The sequence below is a fragment of the Erwinia sp. 2186 genome (genome assembly GCF_057812255.1).
Genome location: NZ_CM173824.1, coordinates 4,560,884 through 4,585,271 on the forward strand (window position 1 = coordinate 4,560,884; position 24,388 = coordinate 4,585,271).

The 24,388-nt window shown below is 56.7% G+C and carries 19 protein-coding genes; 7 read left to right on the forward strand and 12 right to left on the reverse strand.

Features of this window, described 5'->3' with window-relative positions:
* Positions 1-5: 5 nt before the first annotated feature.
* The 6 genes from ACXKZG_RS21250 to ACXKZG_RS21275 all read right to left on the reverse strand — a co-directional run bounded on the left by ACXKZG_RS21250 (position 6) and on the right by ACXKZG_RS21275 (position 6,276).
* The gene (locus tag ACXKZG_RS21250; protein WP_134823222.1) at positions 6-1,631 is read right to left on the reverse strand and encodes a Na/Pi cotransporter family protein; all 1,626 of its coding nucleotides are present in this window, start codon (positions 1,629-1,631) and stop codon (positions 6-8) included.
* 126 nt (positions 1,632-1,757) lie between these two features.
* The gene (locus ACXKZG_RS21255) at positions 1,758-2,750 is read right to left on the reverse strand and encodes an ABC transporter ATP-binding protein (protein WP_013200332.1); all 993 of its coding nucleotides are present in this window, start codon (positions 2,748-2,750) and stop codon (positions 1,758-1,760) included.
* Between the two features lie 2 nt (positions 2,751-2,752).
* Positions 2,753-3,538: an ABC transporter permease gene (locus ACXKZG_RS21260; protein ID WP_013200331.1), complete on the reverse strand. Its 786-nt coding sequence runs from the start codon at positions 3,536-3,538 to the stop codon at positions 2,753-2,755.
* Between the two features lie 12 nt (positions 3,539-3,550).
* On the reverse strand, positions 3,551-4,390 hold the full coding sequence (locus ACXKZG_RS21265; RefSeq protein WP_013200330.1) for an ABC transporter permease: 840 nt from the start codon (positions 4,388-4,390) through the stop codon (positions 3,551-3,553).
* Positions 4,390-5,205, reverse strand: coding sequence for an alkaline phosphatase family protein (locus ACXKZG_RS21270; protein ID WP_013200329.1), 816 nt, complete (start codon positions 5,203-5,205; stop codon positions 4,390-4,392). Before ACXKZG_RS21270 ends, ACXKZG_RS21265 begins: the two co-directional genes overlap by 1 nt.
* 9 nt (positions 5,206-5,214) lie before the next feature.
* Complete coding sequence (locus ACXKZG_RS21275; RefSeq protein WP_488875455.1) at positions 5,215-6,276, reverse strand: ABC transporter substrate-binding protein; 1,062 nt, start codon at positions 6,274-6,276, stop codon at positions 5,215-5,217.
* A 208-nt stretch (positions 6,277-6,484) separates the two neighbouring features.
* Here ACXKZG_RS21275 and ACXKZG_RS21280 point away from each other — a divergent pair, with 208 nt between their 5' ends.
* The gene (locus ACXKZG_RS21280) at positions 6,485-7,237 is read left to right on the forward strand and encodes a UTRA domain-containing protein (protein WP_013200327.1); all 753 of its coding nucleotides are present in this window, start codon (positions 6,485-6,487) and stop codon (positions 7,235-7,237) included.
* Here ACXKZG_RS21280 and metH read toward each other — a convergent pair.
* Positions 7,234-10,869: a methionine synthase gene (gene metH / locus ACXKZG_RS21285; RefSeq protein ID WP_488876292.1), complete on the reverse strand. Its 3,636-nt coding sequence runs from the start codon at positions 10,867-10,869 to the stop codon at positions 7,234-7,236. The two genes, ACXKZG_RS21280 and metH, sit on opposite strands and share 4 nt — an antisense overlap.
* A 245-nt stretch (positions 10,870-11,114) precedes the next feature.
* Here metH and iclR point away from each other — a divergent pair, with 245 nt between their 5' ends.
* From iclR to ACXKZG_RS21305, 4 genes are all read left to right on the forward strand, one after another.
* On the forward strand, positions 11,115-11,948 hold the full coding sequence (gene iclR / locus ACXKZG_RS21290) for a glyoxylate bypass operon transcriptional repressor IclR (RefSeq protein ID WP_106381870.1): 834 nt from the start codon (positions 11,115-11,117) through the stop codon (positions 11,946-11,948).
* Positions 11,949-12,094: 146 nt separating this feature from the next.
* Complete coding sequence (gene gntK, locus ACXKZG_RS21295) at positions 12,095-12,634, forward strand: gluconokinase (protein WP_013200324.1); 540 nt, start codon at positions 12,095-12,097, stop codon at positions 12,632-12,634.
* Entirely contained in the window at positions 12,631-14,451 is a 1,821-nt protein-coding gene (gene edd / locus ACXKZG_RS21300) for a phosphogluconate dehydratase (protein WP_346595291.1), read from the forward strand. The genes gntK and edd overlap by 4 nt, the downstream gene beginning before the upstream one ends.
* A gap of 14 nt (positions 14,452-14,465) precedes the next feature.
* A complete protein-coding gene (locus ACXKZG_RS21305) occupies positions 14,466-15,107 on the forward strand; it encodes a bifunctional 4-hydroxy-2-oxoglutarate aldolase/2-dehydro-3-deoxy-phosphogluconate aldolase (RefSeq protein ID WP_041691858.1) in 642 nt (213 codons plus the stop codon).
* Here the strand turns inward: ACXKZG_RS21305 and aceK are convergent.
* From aceK to ACXKZG_RS21330, 5 genes are all read right to left on the reverse strand, one after another.
* On the reverse strand, positions 15,053-16,861 hold the full coding sequence (gene aceK / locus ACXKZG_RS21310) for a bifunctional isocitrate dehydrogenase kinase/phosphatase (protein ID WP_488875456.1): 1,809 nt from the start codon (positions 16,859-16,861) through the stop codon (positions 15,053-15,055). The genes ACXKZG_RS21305 and aceK overlap by 55 nt on opposite strands.
* A gap of 19 nt (positions 16,862-16,880) precedes the next feature.
* Positions 16,881-18,185 carry an isocitrate lyase gene (gene aceA, locus ACXKZG_RS21315; RefSeq protein ID WP_013200321.1) on the reverse strand — a complete coding sequence of 435 codons (1,305 nt, stop codon included), beginning with the start codon at positions 18,183-18,185 and terminating at the stop codon, positions 16,881-16,883.
* Positions 18,186-18,203: 18 nt separating this feature from the next.
* Positions 18,204-19,802, reverse strand: a complete 1,599-nt coding sequence (gene aceB, locus ACXKZG_RS21320) for a malate synthase A (protein WP_134823214.1) — start codon at positions 19,800-19,802, stop codon at positions 18,204-18,206.
* A gap of 327 nt (positions 19,803-20,129) precedes the next feature.
* Complete coding sequence (gene metA, locus ACXKZG_RS21325; protein ID WP_013200319.1) at positions 20,130-21,059, reverse strand: homoserine O-acetyltransferase MetA; 930 nt, start codon at positions 21,057-21,059, stop codon at positions 20,130-20,132.
* Positions 21,060-21,165: 106 nt separating this feature from the next.
* Complete coding sequence (locus ACXKZG_RS21330; RefSeq protein WP_134823213.1) at positions 21,166-22,017, reverse strand: LysR family transcriptional regulator; 852 nt, start codon at positions 22,015-22,017, stop codon at positions 21,166-21,168.
* Between the two features lie 160 nt (positions 22,018-22,177).
* On the opposite strand from ACXKZG_RS21330, the gene ACXKZG_RS21335 reads away from it, so the two are divergent.
* Together ACXKZG_RS21335 and ACXKZG_RS21340 are read left to right on the forward strand one after the other, a co-directional pair.
* Positions 22,178-23,386, forward strand: a complete 1,209-nt coding sequence (locus tag ACXKZG_RS21335; RefSeq protein WP_013200317.1) for a M20 family metallopeptidase — start codon at positions 22,178-22,180, stop codon at positions 23,384-23,386.
* Positions 23,383-24,177, forward strand: coding sequence for a transporter substrate-binding domain-containing protein (locus ACXKZG_RS21340; RefSeq protein WP_488875457.1), 795 nt, complete (start codon positions 23,383-23,385; stop codon positions 24,175-24,177). Before ACXKZG_RS21335 ends, ACXKZG_RS21340 begins: the two co-directional genes overlap by 4 nt.
* The last annotated feature ends 211 nt before the right edge of the window (positions 24,178-24,388 follow it).

Below are 24,388 nucleotides of genomic sequence, written 5' to 3' on the forward strand. Positions count from 1 at the left end.
TTTCCTCAGTCGTCGTCCCTGTCATCATCCGGTTGTTCAAGCACGTTATACGCCACGGCACAGAACAGCGAATTCAACCGCTTCATATCCCCCAACAATCCCAGATGCAGTGAGCTGGTTTCGATGCTCTGCACGTTATGCTGATGCAGGCGATTCACATGCTTGTGGGAGTAACGGCGGTTAGTAATGCGGAAACGGTGCTTTGAGCGGCGCAGGCGCTTGGCGCTGGTCACGTCCTGCGATAAAAACACCGACAGGCCCAGCCGCAGATTGCCGGAAAGCTGTTCTATCAGCGCATCCAGCTCTTTCATCCCCTCTTCGGAGAAGGCGCGGCGCGCGGTCAGCGATTTGTCAGCCACATCGCCACTCATCCTTTCCAGAATGTCGCCGGCCATCTCCAGATTTAACGCCATCTCGATGATTTCAGCCCAGCGGCGCGAATCTTCCTCGGGCAGATCCTCTTTCGGCATCTGCGCCAGATAGAGTTTGATCGCGGTGTACAGCACATCCACATCATCATCCAGCTTGCGGATTTCACGTTCTTCCCGCAGTTCGCCATGCACCACTTTGCTGAAGGTGGCCAGCATCTGCTCCAGCACATCGCCCATGCGCAGCGTCTCGCGCGAGGCATTAGCCAGTGCCAGCGCCGGCGTATCCAGCGCGCTGGCGTCCAGATGACGGGGTTTCAGGCGCAGATCGGTTTCCGGCTCATCGCGGATTAACGCGGTACACAGCCGGGCCATGGCATCGGCAAATGGCACCATAATCAGGCAGCGGATCAGGTTGTAGAAAACATGGAAGAAGATCACCAGTTCTTCGTCGTTCACCGGCAATTTTTGCAGCCACTCTGCCAGCAGATCGATAAACGGCAGTACCAGCAGCGAACCGATAAATTTAAAGATCAGACTGCCGAGGGCCACGCGTTTTCCGGCGGCATTCGAGCCGCTGTTATTGAGCATCGCCAGCAATCCGCTGCCCAGATTGGCACCGATCACCAGGCACAGCGCCACCTTGAACGAGATAACGCCGGTCGCCGTCAGCGTGGCGGTGATCAGCACCGCCGCGAGGCTGGAGTAACTGATGATGGCGAAGACGGCACCAATCAGCGCATCCAGCATCACGTCGCCGGTCAGCGAGGAGAACAGCACCTTAACGCCAGAAGCCTGGGTGATTGGCGTCGCTGCGGCCACAATCAGCTGCAGCGCCAGCAGGATCAGCCCAAGGCCAATACTGGCGCGGCCAAGCTGCCCGGCGCGCGTTTGTTTGCGCCCGAGGAAAAAGACCACGCCAAAGAAGATAAACAGCGGCGACAGCCAGGAGAGATCAAAGGTCAGGATCCGCGCCATCAGCGCAGTTCCGACGTCGGCACCGAGGATTATCACCAGCGCAGGCGTCAGCCCGACCAGTTCCTGTGCCACAAACGACGTGACCAATAACGTGGTGGCATTGCTGCTCTGGACCAGCGCGGTCACGCCAATCCCGGCGACAAAGGCCATTGGTTTTTTCGACACGCTGCGGCTGAGCACGCGGCGTAAATCCGCGCCATAGACACGCATAATGCCGGTACGAACAATGTGCGTTCCCCAGATCAGCAACGCGACAGCAGAAAGCAAATTAAGCAGGGTTAACACCGATATCGACCTCACAACTTCTCAAACTAAACGGACTGAGAGCGGATTTCTCCGCCCAGCTTACCGCAGTAAGTTTAGTCGAGTTACTGAAAAAATCTGTTTAATCAGCGTGATATATCCGCAAAATCAGGCCACTTCCCGCAGCGTAAGCTTGTCCAGATGCAGGCCAACCTGATGGCCCGCCGCATGCAGATCCGCCACCGAACGGTTAAGCACATCGACAAAAAGCTCAACCTCACGCGCTTTTACGCGGTAACGGATGACGTTACCCAGCAGGCTGTGGCTGAGGATTTCAGCCGGGATCCCCTGCTCCGGTGCGCAGAAGGCTACCGATTCCGGTCGCAACGCGACCTGACTGGTGTAGGTCTCGCCGGTCAGGCGCGAAGCCTGTTCGGCACTCAGCAGGTTATAGTTACCAATAAAACCGGCGGCAAACAGATTTACCGGCTGGGTGTAGAGCGATTCGGCGTTGCCATTCTGCACAATTTTGCCTTTGTTCATCAGCACGATGCGGTCAGAAAGCGTCAGCGCCTCTTCCTGATCGTGGGTGACAAACAGGGTGGTGAGATTGAGCTCTTTCTGGATGCGGCGGATCTGGTCGCGCAGATGGCGACGAATGCGCGCATCCAGCGCGGACAGCGGTTCATCCAGCAGCAACAGGCGCGGCCGGGTCACTAACGAACGGGCCAGCGCGACACGCTGACACTGCCCACCGGAAAGCTGATGCGGATAGCGTTTGGCGTAGTCATTCAGCTCCACCAGCTCCAGCACTTCACCGACCCGGCGCTGAATATCGGCGGGGGTGCATTTCTGCATTTTCAGGCCAAAGGCGACGTTGCGTTCGACGGTCATATTCGGGAACAACGCATAGCTCTGGAACACCATGCCAATCGAGCGCTTTTGTGGAGTCAGCGGCACGATGTCCTGGCCCTGAAGAAGAATTTGCCCGCTGTCGACCGAGGTCAGGCCAGCCAGACAACGCAGCAGCGTCGATTTACCGCAGCCGCTTGGGCCCAGCAGCGTAACGAACTCCCCTTCGCTGGCGGTGAAATCAATGTCCTGAAAAATGGTCGTCGGTCCGTAGCTCTTGTTCAGTTGCGTGACGTGTAAATAAGACATCTTCAGCCTCTCTCGCGGTTCAGGGCATTCGCCAGCCAGGTCACCAGCAGTACAACAAAGAAATAGGAGATCACCAGCGCACTGCTGAAGTGACCGCTGGCATTGCGCACGTTGTAGAGGTAGACCTGCAACGTTTCATAGCTAGTGCCGACCAGCATGTTGGCAAAGACGAATTCGCCGATTAAGAATGAAAAAGAGAGCAGCACGGCAATCAGCGCGCCCTTACGCAGGTTCGGCAGAACCACCAGCAGTGCCGCTTGCCAGGTGCTGGCACCCAGCAGATTGGCGGCATCAATCAGCTCGCGCATATTGATCGCCTGCATGTTGTTGGAGATCGCCCGGTAGATAAACGGCAGCGCGATAGTGAAATAACAGCCGATCAGGATCCACGGCGTGCCGGTCAGCATCAGCGGCGGTTCGGAATAGAGCTGCAGCAAGCCGACCGACGAGACCACCGGCGGCACCGCAAACGGCATCAGGATCAGAATGTTCATCACCGCATCGAGTTTCGGGAAGTAGTAGGCGATCACAAACATCGTCGGCAGCACCAGCACCAGCGAGAAGATCAGCGCGCCGAAGCAGATCAGCAGTGAATGCCCCAGCGCCACCAGGAAGCGCGGATCGCTCCACAGCTGGATCATCCATTTGAAGGTAAAGCCATCCGGCAGGATGGTTGCGCCCCAGCTGGTCGCCAGCGCATATAACAGCGTCGCCACCAGCGGCAACGCCAGGATCAGAAACACCAGCCAGACAACGATCCGGTGCCAGACATATTCCATTTTCGACATGAATCGCCTCCGTTAACGCGCGTTCTGGTAGCTGCGACGCACCAGCCACTGATGAACCACGGTGATCACCGACATCAGCGCCACCAGCACCATCGCCAGCGCACTGCCCATATTCGGATCGAGCGAGATATCGCCCGAAACCAGTGCTGCAATGCGCACCGGGATCACGTTAAAGTTTCCGGTGGTCAGGGCATAAATGGTGGCGTAAGCGCCGAGAGCATTCGCCAGCAGGATCACAAAGGTGCCGAGCAGCGCCGGCGTCAGGATCGGCAATCCGATATGCAGCCAGTAACGCATGCGGCTGGCACCGAGCAACGCGGCGGACTCTTCCCAGTCCTTCTTCAGCCCGTCAAAGGCGGGATACAGCAGCAACAGCCCAAGCGGGATCTGGAACCAGGTGTAGACCACGATCAGGCCGTCGGTGGAGTAGAGTTTGAATCCCTCCAGCAGGCCATATTTGCGCATCAGCAGCGTCAGGCAACCGTTCAGACCCAGCAGGATCACAAAGGCAAACGCCAGCGGCACCCCGGCAAAGTTACTGGTCATATTGGTAAACGACATAAAGAAGCGGTGCAGCTTGCCGCTGCCCAACTGATGCAGGGAATAGCCGCCCACCAGCGCGATCAGCAAGCCATACACGCTCGACCAGATCGAGATATCCAGCGAGAAGCGGATTGCCTGCTGATAAAAGGTCGAGGTGAAAATATCGCGGTAATTTCCCCAGCCCCAAGCTTCGTTCATCTCGCTGTAGAAGCTGTTAATCGCGATCCACACTAAAGGCGCGATCTGAAAAGCGATATAGAACAGCGCAAAGGGCAGCAGGCACAGCAGCGCTATTCCTTTGCCTTTCATCATGCGTTCTCCTGGGTGTTCAGCAGTTCCGGGCATACCGGCTTATCGTGATCGATGCCCAGGATGTCGCACAGCGTGCCGCACAGTTCGGTCTGCAACGGCGCGGCGTCTTTCTGTAACGAGAAGGCGCTGCCGAAAACAAACAGCGGCACCTGCGTTTCTTCCGGCAGGATCCCGCCGTGGCTGCGGTCATCATTCATGCCGTGATCGGCGGTGACCACCACCTGATAGCCTTCCTCCAGCCAGCCCGGCATCCAGTGCGACAGATAGCCATCGGCCATGCGGGCGCGGTTGCGGTATTGCGGCGTGGAGAGGCCAAACTTGTGTCCGGCATCGTCGATGTTCATCGGGTGGATCAGCAGGAAGTCAGGGTTGAAGCGCAGGCGCAGGCTTTCCGCATCCTCGAACAGGTGCGAGTCCGGATAGCCGTCGTCAGAGTAAAAGTGGCCGTACTGAATCGGCAACGAGGCCTCTTCAGTGTGGCGATCGCGGGCGGCCTGCCACGGGGAGCGATTGTAGAGTTCGCTTACCCAGTGATAGGCCGCGGCCGCCGTGGTCAGCCCGGCATCGCGCGCATAATGGAAAATACTGCGCTCTTTGCTCAAACGGCTGACACCGTTGTGAATAATGCCGCTTTTCACCGGCGGCACGCCGGTGAGGATGCATTCGTACAAAGGACGTGAGAGCGACGGAAGCTCGCAGGTCATCTGGTAGAACTGCCCGTTCCCCTGCGCGCATTCCGCAAACAGATACCCCATGGCATGTTGCGCCACTTCATAACTCAGGCCGTCCAGCACTACCAGAATCGTTTTCATCCCGAATCCTTATTGCTTCATGTTAACAATGACGTTTTCCTGCCACAGACGCGGCAGCATTTTTGATGCTTTATCCCAGGCTTCAGGATCGGCAATCGGGTGCGCATTTTTGTATTCCGCGTTAGGCAGCAATTTCGCCTGCACGTCCGCTGGCAGCGTCAGATGCTCTGCACGGATTGGACGGGCATAGCCACGCGCCAGGTTGATCTGACCGGCATCGGAGAAGATATATTCGCGCGTCAGTTTGGCGGCGTTCGGGTGCTTGGCGTATTTGTTGATGATGGTGGTGTAGCCAGAAGTGATTGAGCCGTCAGACGGGATAACCACTTCGAACTTGCTCTTATCAATCTGATCGCGGTAGTTCAGGCCATTAAAGTCCCAGACCACGGCAACCTGGATTTCACCCTTCTCAATGTTGGCAATCACCGGATCGGTTACGCCCAGACGGCCTTCTTTCGCCAGGTCACTGAAGAAGCTCAACGCCGGCTTCAGATCTTTCTCGCCACCGCCCATTGCATAGGCAGCTGCCAGCACGCCGTTCGCTGCCTGCGCCGCCACGCCAACGTCACCAATGGTCACAACGTATTTGCCTTTTTTCAGGTCAGCCCAGCTGTGCGGGATGTCTTTAACCTGATCTTTGTTGACGATAAAGGCGATGGTGCCGGTATAGGCCAGCGCCCAGTTACCCTCTTTGTCTTTTGCCCAGGCAGGAACCTGATCCCAGGTGCTGGGCTTGTACGGTTGCGCCAGGCCTTTCTGCACGGCAACCGGGCCGAACGCGGCGCCGACGTCACCGATATCGGCGGTGGCATTGCTCTTTTCAGCGGCAAATTTCGCCAGTTCCTGAGCAGAGGACATGTCGGTATCGCTGTGCTTGATACCGTATTTGCTGCTGATATCGGCCCAGGTGCCTTTCCAGTTAGCCCAGCTGTCAGGCATACCGACACTGTTGACCTGACCTTCCGCTTTCGCGGCTTTCTCCAGTGCGGCAAGGTCGGACTCGGCGGCGTGGGCGGCCGGAAGGGCAAGGAAGATGGCGCTGGCTAACACAGATGCGAACAAAGATTTCATAACTGCTGCTCCAGATGATAAGTTGAGTGGCCTTCTGGACTAGTCCAGCAAGATCCGAGCCAATCTAGCCTGGCGATATGACAGTTTTATGTCAGGGCCTTGTGGGCTGTGGACTAGTCCAACATCTCTGATAGCATTGGAATGTGGGATCTGCGCGAAGATTGTTCTGTTTATGTGCAGCTTCGCACCAAATTGAGGCTTTGATGTGATGAAAGCGTTAACTGTAGATGTCATTTGCCAGACGCTGGCCGCGCGGATCGCCAGCGGTGATTTTGCGGCCAGCGGACGCCTGCCGTCGGAGCGTAGTCTGAGCGAGCAGTTCTCCACCACACGCATCACCCTGCGCGAGGCGCTGGGCCAGTTAGAGTTTCAGGGGATGATTTACCGTGAACTGCGTCGCGGCTGGTTTATCGCGCCTCCCCGGTTAGCTTACGATCCGCTGCTGCGCAGCCACTTCCATGCGATGGCTGAGCAACAGGGCCGAAAAGCCCAAACGGAGGTGCTGGATGCGCAACGCGTTCAGGCCAGCGCCGGACTGGCCCGGCAGCTGGGCATGAACGAAGGCGAAGACGTCTATCGCATCCAGCGGCTGCGGCGGATTGATGGCCGCGCGGTGCTGTATGTCGAGCACTACCTGAATCCCCAGTATTTCCCGGACCTGTTGAGCTTTGATCTCACCCGTTCTTTGACCCACCTGTATCAGGAAGAGTACGGCATCAATTACGGGCGCGTGGGTTTCACCATGTTACCCGCGCCATTGCCAACCTTTGCCGCACCGGCGTTGAAGGTGGCATCAGGCAGTCCCGCGCTGTTTATCACCCGCGTTAACCGCGATCAGCACGATCGCATCATCGACTGTGACTACGAATACTGGCGCTATGACGCGCTGTATATTGATGTGCAGGTGAGAGAAGCAGAGCAAACCAGCCGCCAGCCGGCTTGCCCTGAAGAGGAAGGTTAGTCTGCGTCGTAGCCCAAATTCGGTGCCAGCCAGCGTTCAACGTCGCTGACCGCCATGCCTTTGCGGCGGGCGTAGTCTTCAATCTGATCGCGCTGCAGCTGTGCTACCGCGAAGTACTTACTGTCCGGATGGCTGAAGTACCAGCCTGATACCGCCGCGCCTGGCCACATGGCGAAGGATTCGGTCAGCTTCATTCCGGTATGCTTCTCCACGTCCAGTAGCTTCCAGATAGTCTCTTTCTCGGTGTGTTCCGGGCAGGCCGGATAACCCGGCGCCGGACGGATGCCCTGATAGTTCTCGCGGATCAGCTCTTCATTACTCAGGTTTTCCGTGGCGGCAAAGCCCCAAATCACCTTACGCACCCGCTCATGCAGGTATTCAGCAAACCCTTCGGCCAGACGGTCTGACAACGCCTTCACCATGATTTTGTTGTAGTCATCATGTTGCGCGTCAAACGCGTCGGCCAGCGCATCTTCCTCCAACCCGCCGGTGACGGCAAAGGCCCCCAGGTAATCGGCCTTACCGCTGGACTTCGGCGCGACAAAATCGGCGAGGCAATAGTTCGGGAAGCCCGTCTTTTCTGTCTGCTGACGTAAGTGATGACTCACTTGCAAAACATGGCTGCGCGACTCGTCCTCATAGATTTCAATATCGTCATCCACGCGGTTAGCCGGGAAAATCCCCACCACGCCACGCGGATTTAAGGATTTATTGGCGCTCAGGTCATCCAGCATCGCGTTGGCATCCGCTAACAGGCGTCTGGCCTCTTCACCGACCACTTCATCTTCCAGAATGCGCGGATATTTACCCGCCAGCGACCAGGTCATAAAGAATGGCGTCCAGTCGATGTAATGTCGCAGGGTTTCGATGTTAGCACTTACTTCGCTTACACCCAGCCTGTGGGCTACGGGTGGCGTGTAGGTTGCCCAGTCAAATGGCAGATCGTTGTCCCTGGCAACCTGCAGGCTGACCGGCGGCGTGCGCGGCTTCTTGCGCCCATGCTGGATCCGCACCGTGTCGTACTCTTTGCGCGTGCGCGCAACAAAGTCATCGCGCTGGGCGGCGGACAGCAGGGCCGACACCACGCCAACGGTACGCGAGGCATTTTGTACATAGACAACCGGACCACTGTAATTCTGTTCAATCTTCACCGCGGTATGCGCTTTCGAGGTGGTCGCCCCACCGATCAGCAGCGGCAGCGTAAAGCCCTGGCGCTCCATCTCTTTCGCCACGTTGACCATTTCATCCAGCGATGGCGTGATCAGACCGGACAGGCCAATGATGTCGGCGTTATGTTCGCGGGCAGTTTTAAGGATTTTATCGCTCGGTACCATTACGCCCAGGTCGATGATTTCATAGTTATTACACTGCAAAACCACGCCGACAATGTTTTTGCCGATGTCATGCACATCGCCCTTCACCGTCGCCAGCACGATCTTGCCGTTGGTGCTGCCCTTCTCTTTGCTGGCTTCAATATAGGGTTCGAGATAGGCCACCGCCTGCTTCATCACGCGGGCCGATTTCACCACCTGCGGCAGGAACATTTTGCCTTCGCCAAACAGATCGCCGACCACGTTCATCCCGGCCATTAACGGCCCTTCAATCACTTCGATCGGGCGGCTGGCATTCTGGCGGGCGGCTTCGGTATCTTCTTCGATAAATTCGGTGATGCCCTTAACCAGCGAGTACTCAAGGCGTTTTTCAACCTCCCAGTTGCGCCATTCGGCCTGCGGTTTGGTGCTGCCTTCGTCGGATTTGGTGCCACGGTATTTTTCGGCAATCTCCAGCAGACGCTCGGTTCCCTGATCGGTGCGGTTCAGCACCACATCTTCCACCGCATGACGCAGGTCTTCGTCCAGGTCGTCGTATATCGCCAGCTGACCGGCGTTAACGATGCCCATATCCATACCGTTACGGATGGCGTAATACAGGAACACCGCGTGGATGGCTTCACGCACCGGTTCGTTGCCGCGGAAGGAGAAGGAAACGTTCGAGACGCCGCCGGAAATCATCGCGTGCGGCAGTTCGCGTTTGATGTCTTCACAGGCGCCAATAAAGTCCATCGCGTAGTTGTTATGCTCTTCAATCCCGGTCGCTACCGCGAAGATATTTGGGTCGAAAATGATGTCTTCAGGCGGGAAACCGACCTCTTCGGTCAGGATCTTGTAGGCCCGACGGCAGATCTCGATTTTACGTTCACGGGTGTCTGCCTGACCGATTTCATCAAAGGCCATCACCACCATCGCGGCACCGTAACGGCGTACCAGCCTGGCGTGATGCTTAAAGGCGTCGACGCCCTCTTTCATCGAGATCGAGTTAACGATGCCCTTGCCCTGGATGCACTGCAGGCCTTTTTCAATCACCTCCCATTTTGAGGAGTCGATCATGATCGGCACGCGGGCAATATCCGGCTCGCCGGCGATCAGATTGAGGAAGCGCACCATCGCCGCTTCCGCATCCAGCATCCCTTCGTCCATATTGATATCGATAATCTGCGCGCCGCTTTGTACCTGCTGCAGCGCAACTTCCAGCGCTTCGTTATATTTATCTTCTTTAATCAGACGCTTGAATTTGGCTGAGCCGGTGACGTTGGTGCGTTCGCCGACGTTCACAAACAGCGAGTCGGCGCTGATGGTCAGCGGCTCAAGGCCCGCCAGGCGACAGGCGACCGGCAGCTCAGGCAGCGCACGCGGCGCAACGCCTTCAATCACTTTCGCCATCGCCGCAATATGCTCAGGCGTGGTGCCACAGCAGCCGCCGACAATGTTCAGGAAGCCTGACTGCGCCCATTCGCCGATCTGCTCCGCCATAATCTTCGCATCCAGATCGTATTCACCGAAGGCATTTGGCAAACCGGCGTTAGGGTGAGCAGTGACGTAGCCTTCGGCTATGCGCGAAAGTTCAGCCACGTACTGGCGCAGCTCGTCCGGGCCCAGCGCGCAGTTCAGGCCAAAGGAGAGCGGCCTGGCATGGCGCAGTGAGTTATAGAACGCTTCCGTCGTCTGGCCAGACAGCGTACGACCAGACGCATCGGTAATGGTGCCGGAAATCATCAGCGGCAGCGTAATGCCCAGCGCTTCAAATTCGCTTTCGACGGCAAAGATGGCGGCTTTGGCATTCAGGGTGTCGAAAACGGTTTCGATCATGATGATGTCGCAACCGCCTTCCACCAGCGCGCGGGTGGATTCGCGGTAGGCGTCCACCAGCTGATTGAAGGTCACGTTGCGGAAAGCAGGATCGTTGACGTCGGGCGATATTGAGCAGGTGCGGTTGGTCGGGCCGAGCACGCCCGCCACGTAGCGCGGGCGATCCGGCGTGCGCGCGGTCCATTCATCGGCGGCGGCGCGTGCCAGTTTGGCGGCGGCAAAGTTAATTTCTGCCGACAGCGACGCCATATGGTAATCCGCCATGGCGATGGTGGTGGAGTTGAAGGTGTTGGTTTCCAGAATATCGGCACCCGCTTCCAGATAAGCGTGGTGGATCTCGCTGATAATGTCCGGTCGGGTCAGCACCAGCAGGTCATTATTTCCTTTGAGATCGCTTTGCCAGTCGGCAAAACGCTGACCGCGAAAATCGGCCTCGTCCAGCTTATAACTCTGGATCATGGTGCCCATGCCGCCATCAAGCAGCATGATACGTTTCGCCAGCTGCTGCTGCAGTGCTTCAATTCTGTTGCTCACTCTCGCCCCTTCAACGTCTACCCACTGGCAACACGGCCAGCTGAACATACTGGCACAACTTTTGAGCGGGTAAAAGAAATCGACGGTGAGACATTTTCAGGCAAAGCGCCAACACCTCCGACCAGTAAAGCTCACGTTGCATTATTAACCAATAAAACGAAAATGATTTCCACATGGTGAAAATTAAGGAGTCAGATATGGCGACCCCCGTCGTGGTTAAACGCGGTAAAAAACCCCGCGCGGCTGCTGCTCAGCCCGCCCAACCAGCCGGACAGGTTCAGTCACTGACCCGTGGCCTGAAGCTTTTGGAATTTATCGCTGATTCGCACGGCAGCGTGGCGTTAACCGAGCTGGCACAACAGGCCGGCTTGCCCAACTCCACCACGCATCGCCTGCTGACCACCATGCAACAGCAGGGCTTTGTCCGCCAGGTGGGCGATCTGGGTTTGTGGACCATCGGTGCGCATGCCTTTGTGGTCGGCAGCAGCTTTTTACAGAGCCGCAATCTGCTGGCGCTGGTCCATCCGATGCTGCGCCAGCTGATGGAAGACTCCGGCGAAACCGTCAATCTGGCGGTGCTGGACCTGAGCGATCGCCAGGCGGTGATTATTGACCAGGTGCAGTGTACGCAGCTGATGCGGATGTCCGCGCCGATTGGCGGCAAGCTGCCGATGCACGCCTCCGGCGCGGGCAAAGCGTTCCTCGCCAATCTGAATGATGCGCAGGTCAGCGAGCTGCTGCACCGTCAGGGCTTACATCACTACACGCCAAAAACCCTGATGTCGCCGCACAGCTTAAAAGAGAACCTCGCGCAGGTTCGCAAAGTGGGCTTCTCCTTCGATGATGAAGAACATGCGCTGGGCCTGCGCTGCGTGGCGGCCTGCATTTATGACGAGCACCACGAACCGTTTGCCGCGATTTCGATTTCCGGCCCGATTTCCAGAGTGACCGATGACCGGGTCACCGAGCTGGGTGCGCTGGTGATAAAAGCCGCGAAAGAGATCACCCGCGAATACGGCGGCGCGCGCTAAACAAAATTTGAACCAGATCACAATTACCGCCGATTCCCCGCTGTTCTGATTGCGTCCTCAGCGCATTCCCCCAACAATGCTAAGGAAAGATGTTACCGGTAACAACGCCAGCGAGCGTCGTGCCTTTGCTATTTTGGAGCTTAGCTATGAGCAATCAACACCACCGAATCTACGTCATCATGGGGGTTTCCGGCAGCGGAAAATCGGCCGTGGCGGCAAGCGTCGCCCGCCAGCTCTCTGCAGGCATGCTGGATGGCGATTTCCTGCATCCCCGCGATAACATTCAGAAAATGGCCTCAGGCGAAGCGTTAAATGACGGCGACCGCGCACCATGGCTGACGGCGCTTAACAATGCCGCCTTTGCCATGCAGCGTACTAACAGCGTGTCGATTATCGTCTGCTCCGCGCTGAAAAAGCAGTATCGCGACCGTCTGCGCGCCGGTAACAGCAACCTTTCGTTTGTCTATCTGCATGGCGATTTCCCGGTGATTGAAGCGCGCCTGGCCGCCCGCAGCGGGCATTTCTTCAAAACCCAGATGCTGGTCAGTCAGTTTGCCGCGCTGGAACAGCCAGGCGTCGAAGAGAGTGACGTCAAAATCATCGACATCAATCAACCGCTGGAGCAGGTGATTGCCGCCACGGTTGAGCATATCCAGCTCTTCCAGCCACAGGAAGCCTGCGCATGAACAGCGTTCACCCCGCCATTGCCCGCGTCACACAGCGCATTATCGATCGCTCGGCTGAGACACGCGCCGCCTATCTGAAGCGTATCGACGCTGCCCGATCCAAAACCGTGCAGCGTGCCAAGCTGGCCTGCGGCAACCTTGCCCATGGCTTTGCCACCTGCCAGCCAGACGATAAGGCATCGCTGAAAAATATGGTGCGCAGCAATATCGCCATCATTACCGCCTATAACGACATGCTCTCCGCCCACCAACCTTACGAGGTTTACCCGGATAAAATTCGCCGCGCCCTGAATCAGGTCGGTGCCGTGGGTCAGGTGGCGGGTGGCGTGCCCGCAATGTGCGACGGCGTGACGCAGGGCCAGGACGGCATGGAGCTGTCGTTGATGAGCCGCGATATCATTGCCATGTCTTCGGCTGTTGGCCTGTCACACAATATGTTCGATGGCGCGCTGTTCCTTGGCATCTGCGACAAAATCATTCCCGGTCTGGTGATGTCCGCCCTGTCCTTTGGTCATCTGCCGGCGCTGTTTATTCCCGCCGGGCCAATGAGCAGCGGGCTGCCCAATAAAGAAAAGGTCCGCGTTCGCCAGCTGTATGCCGAAGGGAAAGCCGATCGCCATGCGCTGCTGGAAGCGGAAGCCGCCTCCTATCACGGCATTGGCACCTGCACCTTCTACGGTACCGCGAACACCAACCAGATGGTGATGGAAGTGATGGGCATGCATCTGCCGGGTTCGTCATTTATCCATCCCGATACGCCACTGCGCGACGCGCTGACCGATGCCGCTGCCCGTCAGGTCACCCGCCTGACCGAAATGTCCGGCAACTATCTGCCGTTAGGCAAACTGGTTGATGAAAAAGTGGTGGTGAACGGGATTGTGGCGCTGCTGGCGACCGGTGGCTCCACCAACCTGACCATGCATATGGTGGCGATGGCCCGCGCGGCGGGAATACAGATTAACTGGGATGATTTCTCCGACCTTTCCGAAGCTATTCCGCTGCTTTGCCGGATCTATCCCAATGGCCCGGCCGACATTAATCAGTTCCAGGCTTCCGGCGGCGTGGCGCTGCTGGTGCGGGAACTGCTGGCGCACGGCCTGCTGCATGAAGATGTGCATACCGTGGCCGGTTTTGGCTTGCAGCGTTATACCCAGGAACCGTGGCTGGAAAACGGCCAGCTGGCGTGGCGGGACGGCCCGGAAGTATCACTTGATGACAAGGTGATCGCCAGGGTTGCGCAGCCTTTCGAGCAGCATGGCGGCACCAAGGTGCTGCAGGGAAATCTGGGCCGCGCAGTGATGAAAACCTCTGCCGTGCCGGCGGATAACCAGATCATTACCGCGCCTGCGGTGGTGTTTGAAAGCCAGCATGACGTGCTGCCCGCCTTCGAGGCCGGTGAATTAAACAAAGATTGTGTGGTGGTGGTGCGTTTCCAGGGCCCACAGGCCAACGGCATGCCGGAGCTGCATAAGCTGATGCCACCGCTCGGCGTATTGATGGATCGCGGCTTTAAGGTGGCGCTGGTCACCGATGGCCGCTTATCTGGCGCATCTGGCAAGGTGCCTTCCGCCATCCATGTGACGCCTGAGGCCTACACCGGCGGACTGCTGGCGAAAGTGCAAAACGGGGACATCATTCGGGTCAATGGCCGCACTGGCGAGCTGGAACTGCAGGTTGATCCGCAGGTTCTGCATGACCGAATGGCTTATCAGCCTGATTTAAGCGCTGAACATATCGGCTCCGGGCGCGAATTATTTGGCGCGTTGCGTAGTCAGCTTTCCGGTGCCGAACAGGGCGCCTGCTGCATCAAATTTTAACGGAGAATAGGCTAATGAATAACTGGAAAATCAGTGCTGAGCAGATCCTGACCTCAGGTCCGGTGGTCCCGGTCATCGTGATCAATAAGCTGGAGCACGCGGTGCCGCTGGCTAAAGCCTTAGTGGCGGGCGGTGTTCGCGTGCTGGAAGTGACGCTGCGTACCGCCTGCGCCCTTGACGCCATCCGCGCCATTGCCAAAGAAGTCCCGGACGCGATCGTTGGGGCCGGCACGGTGATCAACCCGCAGCAGCTGCGCGAGGTGACCGAAGCGGGCGCGCAGTTCGCCATCAGCCCAGGTCTGACTGAGGATCTTCTGCAGGCCGCAAACGCCGGCACGATCCCGCTGATCCCTGGGATCAGCACCGTGTCCGAGCTGATGCTGGGACTGGATCAGGGTTTGCGTGAGTTTAAATTCTTCCCGGCGGAAGCCAACGGCGGCGTGAAAGCGTTGCAGGCCATCGCCGGTCCATTCCCTCAGGTTCGCTTCTGCCCGACGGGCGGCATTTCACCGGCGAATTACCGTGACTATCTGGCGCTTAACAGCGTGCATTGTATCGGCGGCTCCTGGCTGGTGCCGAATGACGCGCTGGAGAGCGGCGATTACGATCGCATCACCTCGCTGGCACGTGAAGCGGTAGCAGGCGCCTCCGCCTGATCCTGGCGCAGAGCCTGGCTTTCAGTCAGGCTCTGCGGATAGCGCTGGCAGAAGCGCTGCCGGCGGCGATAGGCAAAAACATCCTCAATATGCCCTTCCGCAATACGCTGCTGCAGGTTTTGCCAGAACGCAGCGGTAAATAATTCCCCATGCATCTCATCAAACAGCCGCGCAATCGCCGGATCGGCACAAAGATAGTGGCGAAATTCTTCCGGGAAAACATCTTCAGGCGACACGCTGTACCAGGGTTCATGGCTCAGCTCATCCTCCGGATAGCGCGGCGCGGGGATCTGCCGGAAATTCACCTCGGTCATGTAGCTGATCTCGTCGTAATCATAAAACACCACCCGACCGTGACGGGTTACGCCAAAGTTCTTGAAGAGCATATCGCCGGGGAAAATATTGGCGGCGGCCAGCTGTTTAACCGCATTGCCATACTCTTCAATCGCTTCCCGCCGTTGCTGCACATCCGCCTGTTCCAGCCACAGATTCAGCGGCGTCATTTTGCGTTCAAGGTACAAATGGCTGATCACCAGCTTGTCGCCCTGCGGCTGCAATTTTTCCGGGATCTCCTGCTGCAACGCCTGTAACAGCGCGGGGCTGATACGCGCCTTGTCGACGGCGAAGTTTTCAAACTCCTGGGTATCCGCCATGCGTCCAACGCGGTCGTGTTCCTTGACCAGCTGATAGCACGCGCGGACGCGCGCCGGCGTCACTTCTTTTTGTGGCGCAAAGCGGTCTTTGATCACCTTAAAAACCCGGTCATATCCCGGCAGGGTGAACACCAGCATCACCAGTCCCCGCACGCCAGGCGCAATGATCAATTCGTCCTCAGTCGCGCGCATATACTGCAAATACTCGCGGTAACACTCGGTTTTGCCATGCTTCTGGCAACCGATCGCCATATACAGCTCGGCGGTGGTTTTTCCCGGCAGGATTTCGCGCAGCCACTCCACCAGCGCGGCGGGTAGCGGCGCGTAAACCATAAAATAGGCGCGGGCAAAGCCGAATACGATGCTGGCTTCGCGCTTGCGCGTCAGACAGGTATCAATAAACAGTTCGCCCCGATCGCTGCGGTGGATCGGCAACAGAAAGGCATACACGCCCGACGCCAGATGCAGTTTTGCCACCAGCCAGGCGGCTTTATTGCGGTAGAACAGCTCGTTGGCCACTTCAAGCGATGCGCCAGCCAGCTGCTGCGCACTGAAGTTTTCCTGCAGATGGGCGATCACAAAGCCGATATCCCGCGGGCTGTCCTGCCACGGCAGGCGTAACGGCAGATCGTGCAGCACCCGGCCCAGCAGTGCCTGCCAGTCGCCGTGGGCGTGGAAGGTTTTCGCTAACGGACGCGGAAGGGTGCGAAAGCGTTTCTGCGGCTGTGAGCTGAAGATAAACAGCCGCTCGGGCGTCAGCAGTTGATGCCCAAACAGACGGCAATAGACGGAATTAAAGAAGCTTTCAGCGATTTCAAATCGGGGATAGTCGGGCAGCAGGTCGGTGTAAATCGCCTTCACCCGCAACAGAAAAGCATCGTCATTCACCTGATCACCGGTAATGCAGCGCAATTGCTCCACCACCAGACCCACATGGCGATCGTACAGATGAATACGGGCTTTCATTGCCGCCTGTACCGCAGGCCAGTCGGCCTGTTCAAAACGGTGCTGGGCCCCGGCAGTCACTTCCAGAAACCGGCCATACTGCGCATCAAATCCCTGCAGGATGGTGTGTGCGATCAGCGTTTCTCGTTGCGTCATGGGGCCCCCGTTGTTGCACTCAGAACTGCTGTTCTTCCGTTGATCCGGTCAGCGCGGTCACTGACGATACGCCGCCCTGGATGATATTGGTGACGCTGTCAAAATAACCGGTTCCGACTTCCTGCTGATGGGAGGAGAAGGTGTAACCCTGCTCCCGCGCGGCAAACTCCGGCTGCTGCACTTTTTCCACGTAATGGCGCATCCCTTCCCCTTCGGCGTAGCTGCGGGCAAGATCGAACATGTTGAACCACATGCTGTGGATGCCCGCCAGGGTAATAAACTGGAAGCGGTAACCCATTTCACTCAGCGACTGCTGGAAATGCGCGATGGTGTTGTCATCGAGGTTCTTCTTCCAGTTAAACGAAGGCGAGCAGTTATAGGCCAGCAGCTTGCCCGGGAAACGGGCATGAATAGCGTCGGCAAAGCGCTTCGCCAGCGACAAATCCGGCGTCGAGGTTTCGCACCACAGCACATCGGCATAGGGCGCGTAAGCCAGCCCGCGACTGATCGCTTGCTCAATACCGGCATGCGTTTTAAAGAAGCCTTCAGGCGTGCGCTCGCCGGTGATAAATTCGCGGTCATAGTCATCGCAGTCGGAGGTGATTAAGTCGGCGGCATCCGCGTCAGTGCGGGCAATCAGCACCGTTGGCACCGCCATCACATCCGCCGCCAGCCTTGCCGCAACCAGCTTCTGAATCGCTTCCTGGGTGGGCACCAGCACCTTGCCGCCCATATGGCCGCATTTTTTCACCGACGCCAGCTGATCCTCAAAATGCACCCCGCCTGCCCCGGCCTGAATCATCGCCTTCATCAGTTCAAAGGCATTCAGCACGCCGCCAAAGCCCGCTTCTGCATCGGCAACGATCGGCAGGTAATAATCCACATGACGCGCGTCGCCAGGTTCAATCTGATTGGCCCACTGGATCTGATCGGCTCGCTGGAAGGTGTTGTTAATGCGTTCAACCACCGATGGCACCGAGTTGGCCGGGTAGAGCGACTGATCGGGATACATGCTGCCGGCGAGGTTGGCATCCGCCGCCACCTGCCAGCCGGAGAGATACACCGCCTCGATCCCCGCTTTCGCCTGCTGCAGTGCCTGGCCGCCGGTCAGCGCGCCAAGGCTGTTGATATAGCCCTTCTTCGACCCACCGTTCAGCAGATGCCACAGTTTTTCTGCTCCCAGCTGTGCCAGAGTGCAGGCCGGATTAACCGAGCCGCGCAGCCTCACCACCTCTTCCGCTGTGTAAGGACGGGTAATGCCTTCCCAGCGTGCATCGTTCCAGGATTGCGTCAGGTGTTCGATCTGTTGGGTACGAGATGTCATAGCAAATTCTCCGGTCGATCAGTGAAGTAAGCTGTAGCCCGGCAGAGTCAGGAACTCCACCAGTTCAGGTTCAGTGGTGATGCGTTCCATCAGTTCGGCGGCTTCACAGAAGCGCCCCTGAGAGAAGCGTTGGTCGCCAAGCTCTTGCTGAATCACCAGCATCTCTTCGGCCAGCATCTGGCGGAACAGCGCTTCGGTCACCTGCTCACCGCTTTGCAGCGTTTTGCCGTGGCGGATCCACTGCCAGATCGAGGTGCGGGAGATTTCGGCCGTCGCGGCATCTTCCATCAATCCATACACCGGCACGCAGCCATTGCCGGAGATCCACGCTTCGATGTACTGCACGGCCACGCGAATGTTGGCGCGCATCCCAGCCTCGGTCCTTTCACCGTCACAGGGCGCCAGCAGCTGTTCCGCGGTAATGGCTGCGTCGTCGTCCCGTAGCACGTCCAGCTGATTGGGTTTGTCGCCCAGCACCCGATCGAACACCGCCGTGACCGTATCTGCCAGCCCAGGGTGAGCAATCCAGGTGCCGTCGTGGCCGTTGGTCGCCTCACGCTCTTTATCGGTCTTCACCCGGTTGAGCACCCACTGGTTGCGCTCCTGATCTTTGCTCGGGATAAAGGCCGCCATTCCGCCCATTGCAAACGCGCCCCGGCGGTGACAGGTTCTGATCAGCAGCCGCGAGTAGGCATCGAGGAAGCCTTTTTCCATCGTCACCGACTGGCGATCGGGCAATACGCGGTCCGGGTGATTTTTCAGGGTTTTGATATAGCTGAAGATGTAGTCCCAGCGACCGCAGTTCAGGCCGACGATATGATCGCGCAGGCTGAAAAGGATCTCGTCCATCTGGAAGACCGCCGGCAGCGTCTCGATCAACAGCGTGGCCTTGATCGTGCCGCGTGGCAGATCGAAACGATCCTCAGCAAAACTGAACACCTCGCTCCACCAGGCCGCTTCCTGCCAACTCTGGGTTTTTGGCAGGTAAAAATAGGGACCGCTGCCTTTGGCCAGCAACGCGTCAACGTTGTGGAAAAAGTAGAGCGCGAAATCAAACAGGCTGCCGGGGATAGCGTCACCGCGCCAGGTGACATGTTTCTCAGGCAGGTGCAGACCGCGAACGCGGCACACCAGCACTGCAGGATCCGGCTTCAGTTGGTAGATCTTCCCGGCTTCATTGCAGTAACTGATGGTGCCGTTAACCGCATCACGCAGGTTGATCTGCCCTTCGATCACTTTGTCCCACGAGGGTGCCAGCGAGTCTTCGAAGTCAGCCATAAAAACGTTCACGTTGGCATTCAGCGCATTGATTACCATCTTGCGTTCAACCGGACCGGTGATCTCGACCCGGCGGTTGAGCAGGTCAGCGGGAATGCCGCGAATTTTCCACTCGCTTTGCTTAATGGAATTCGTTTCCGAAATAAATCCTGGCAACTCACCGGCATCATATCGCTGCTGCTGCTGCTTCCTGGCATTCAGTAATTCATTGCGACGCGGGGTGAAGCGCGTCACCAGTTCAGTCAGGAATTCAACTGCCGTATCGGTCAGGATTTGCCGCTCTTTCGGGCCTGATGGGCGCTGGAACGCCAAATCTGTGCTGATAACCTGTTGTGTCATCTCTTCACTCCCAGCCTGGTTGCATTCTCAGAAGGTCGGTTTCGTCATTGGGTGATTTTTAACCCGTAAATCAACATACAATTTTTTAAATTACAAAATCAAAAACTATTTCCATTTTAATGCAAAATGCCATTTAACTTATTGAAAAATAATTGTTTAAAGTTTTGTTATTACAGGAAGGGAGTTTCAATGAAGGATTTCAGAGCCGTAGTGATGGGGTAAGTCTCGGAAGATTAACGGGATAAATACTCGGGCGTGACAGATTTCAGGCAATAAAAAAGGGCCAGCCTTTTTCAGAGACTGACCCTTTCTTTGCGACTCGCCGGTTTATTCCAGGCTGGGATTCATATGGCGCAGATCGAACGGCGTGATCTGGTAAACGTAATAGTTCAGCCAGTTTGAAAACAGCAGGTTACCATGACTACGCCAGCTGGCGCGCGGCGTGAGCTGAGGATTATTCTGCGGGAAATAATTATACGGAATATCGGGGTTCAGACCGGCTTCAAAGTCGCGATGGAATTCTCCCGACAAGGTCAGTGCATCATACTCAGGATGCCCGGTGACAAAGGCCAGCCGCTTGTCTTTACTGGCAAACAGATAGGCGCCGGTTTGTTCCGATTCAGCAAAAATTTCCAGGTCGGTGTAATCCCGCAGTAATTGCGAAGGGAAATCCGCATAGCGCGAATGTGGCGCCAGGAAGTTATCGTCAAAGCCACGGGTTAATAATGCATGAGGATGCAGGATCTGGTGGTCGTAAACGCCTGACAGCTTGGTTTCACGCGTTTGCTTGGGAATGCCATAAAGGATGTTCAATGCCGCCTGAACCGCCCAACAGACAAACAGCGTCGAGGTCACGTGCTCTTTCGCCCAGTGAAGCACGCGCTGGATCTGCGGCCAGTAGGCCACATCATTAAAATCAACCAGCCCCAACGGCGCGCCGGTGACAATCAGGCCATCGTAGTTGTCATGCTGAATGTCTTCAAAGTTGCAGTAGAAGTTGTTCAGGTGCTCCATTGGCGTGTTGCGGGTTTCACGGCTGTCGATGCGCAGCAGCTGGATATCAATTTGTAGCGGCGAGTTGGAAAGCAGGCGGAGAAACTGATTCTCTGTCTCAATCTTTTTCGGCATCAGATTCAGTACCAGCACTTTCAACGGACGGATTTCCTGCGTGCTGGCCCGGGTAGAGGTCATCACAAAGACATTCTCGTTACGCAGAAAATTCACTGCTGGTAGTTCATCGGGTACCCTGATTGGCATAACCTTGCTTCCTCATTTATCCATTCATACGTTTAGACATCCAGACAGCCGAAGATAGCGTGATGCCCGCTGAATGTCGAGGCTTCATGCTTTAGTTGAAAATGTTTCATCTCCGGTCGCCAAACATTTCGACAAAGGGCAGCGTCACCGCCGCGTCGGTGCTGGCATGTCGATAGAGCAGCCAGGTACGGCTCTTAACCGACTCCCCGCCAACCGCTATCGGCGTGCGGCAAAGCGTGGGTGCCAGCGGTTGATAGCTGGAGACGATGGCATAACCCAACCCCCGCTCAACCATCGCCAGACAGACTTCCAGTTTATCGACGTGCATCGCCACGCGCGGCGCCAGCGAGTAATTGGCATTCCACCAACGTTCGATAAGTTTAGTGATATGGCCACCGTGGCTGATCTTTATCTGCGGCAAATGGGGCAGCAGCGCCAGGTCGATCGGCTGCCGGCTAATCAGGTAATAGTCATCTTCATCGATCAGCCTCTTGCCTTCCTTCCAGCCATAGTCGTCTTTGACCACCGCCAGATGCACGTCGCCGCGCTGCAGCTTCAGAAACATCTCCTCACTGAGCCCGCTGACCAGATTGACGCTAATCCCCGGATGCTGTTGGCTAAATTCGGCGAGCAAATCGGGTAACCGGTAGGCGGCGAAATTGCTCGATACGCCCATCTTGAGTTCGCCCTGCTGCGGTCCGTTCAGGCTTTGCAAGGTAGCGCGTAAGAGCTGAAGTTCATCAAGCACCGTTTCAGCATGCTGCGCCAGATAACGCCCCTGCGCCGTGAAGTTAAGGCCTTTACCGCCGGTTTCAAATAGTTGAATGGCCAGCTTGCGCTCGATCTGCCGCAGCCGGTAACTGAGCGCAGGCTGTGAGGTAAACAGCTCTTCCGCAGCGCGCGTAATGTTTTTGTACTGCCAGACAGTACGGATGATTAACCAGTCTTTTTCGTTCATTGCATGCCCATGCGCCTTGTGCCCTGCAACCATAAAATAATTTTTGGCAGAGTGATGCAAGCCATAAAAAACTACAATTGGGAATTGCGCATAAAAAAGCCTATACCATTATAACGCACTGGTTTTTCAGTATTTAACTGCACCTAATTGGGGAATCACTATGTCTGAACGCACCAACAGCGCGCAGAAAGATAAAATTATTTATGCGGCTGAACAACTCAGCCCGGCAATGAACGATTTGGCGCTGAGCCTGCATCAGCACCCGGAACTGAGCTTTGCAGAACATCGCTCTGCGGCAGAATTGATCAAGCCGTTGCGCGAGGCTGGCTTCAGCATTGAAACCGGCACCGGCGGGCTGGAAACGGCTTTTCGCGCCAGCTGGAAACAGGGCACCGGCGGCCCGACTATCGCTTTTCTGGCGGAGTATGACGCGCTGCCCGAACTTGGTCATGCCTGCGGTCATAACCTGATTGGCACCGCCTCGGTTGCTGCCGCGCTGGCTCTGAAGGCCGCGAACGTTGAGTTCAATGGCTGCATAGAAGTGATTGGCACACCTGCCGAGGAAGATGGCGGCGGCAAGATCATCATGGTTGAGAAAGGCGTCTTTGATGATGTCGATGCGGCGATGATGTTCCATCCCAGGGAGCGCAACATGGTATTGCGTGGTGCCCTTGCCTGTCATGACTCCACGTTTAAATTCTTTGGTAAACCGGCCCACGCGGCTTCCGCGCCGCAGCAAGGGATCAGTGCGCTTGATGCGGTGATCCATACCTTCAACGCAATCAACGCGTTGCGCCAGTTCTTTACCGATGATGTCCGTGTGCATGGGATAATTACTCACGGCGGCAGCGCGGCAAATATCGTTCCCGCTTATGCTGAAGCCAAGTTTATCCTGCGAGCGGCGACGGTGGGTGGCCTGAGTGAAGTGCGCCGAAAAGTGTATGCCGCAGTGAATGGCGCCGCTGAAATGACCGGCGCACGGGTAGAGATCGAAGAGGGGCTGATTTACGCCGAGCGGAATAATAATCTGGCGCTGGCGGCCAACTTTACCGATAACCTGGCGCTGCTTGGCGTGGAAAGCTACGACCCACCCAAAAGTGGCGGCGTAGGGTCTTCCGATATTGGCAACGTCAGCCAGGTCACGGCAGCAATACACCCTTATCTGCGCATTGGTGACGTCACCCCGCATACGCCTGAGTTTGCGGCTGCGGCCGGATCGGCTGTCGGACTCCGCGCCATGTTAACGGCGGCGAAAGCATTGGCAATGACGGCGTATGACCTTTGCCACGATGAAGCCCAGCTGGCGGCGGTTAAAAACGAATTTACTCAGTGGCATACCCAAAAATTACTGGATGGAGAGAAGCAATGATCAACGTATCCCGTGCTCTGACGCTGGCCACGCTCGCCCTGTGTTGCTCTTCCGCCATCGCGGCCGAGGGTACCTTACGCGTCGCGGCCGATCTGGCTTATCCGCCGTTTCAATATCGCGATGTAAACGGCAAACCTGCCGGCTTTGAGATCGATATTACTAACGCAGTGTGTAAAGCGATTGCGGTGAAATGTGACTATGTCGTCAGCAGCTTTGATGCAGAGATCCCTTCGCTGATGGCGAAAAAAGTGGACTTCATTTCACCGCTTGGCGCGACCATTAAACGTAAGAAATCCATTGATTTCAGTGACTTTATTTATCATGTCCCTTCTCAGTTAGTGGCACGTAAAGGCACTAATTTGCAGCCCACTGCAGAGTCGCTGCAGGGTAAATCGATTGCTGTTCAGCAGGGTTCCATTCAGGAAATGTACGCCAATAAGTATTGGGCACCCCAGGGTGTGGAGATCAAAACCTATCCGGATCAGGATGTGATTTATCAGGATCTGGCTGCAGGACGGCTCGATGGGGCTTTAAGCCCGGCGGTGGCCATTACATTTGGTTTCCTGCAGAAGCCTGAAGGCAAAGACTTTGCCTTGACCGGCCCGGAAGTGCGTGACGATCTGCTTTACAGCATTGGTTCTGCTTACGGAGTGCGCAAAGGGGATGAGAAAACGCAGCAAATGTTGAATCAAGGGCTGGCGAAGATCATGGCCGATGGCACCTGGCAGACGATCAAGCAGCACTATTTTGGCGATATTGAGATGAAAGTGACGCGCACGGAGGCGAAATAGTCCGATTAATTAAGTTGGGATAGGGTAAAAAATGAACTGGATAAGGCGTCGTGCGGCAGCACGGCGTCTTTTTTTGTTTAGTTTTGTCTGGTTTTGGGGGTTTTGGGGGTTTTGGGGGTTTTGGATTTCAGTGGCGGGTTTTGGCCGTTATCAGGCGGGCCTGCTGTGGGTTTTTGCTTTTTACGCACACAAAAAAGCCCCATACTTTCGC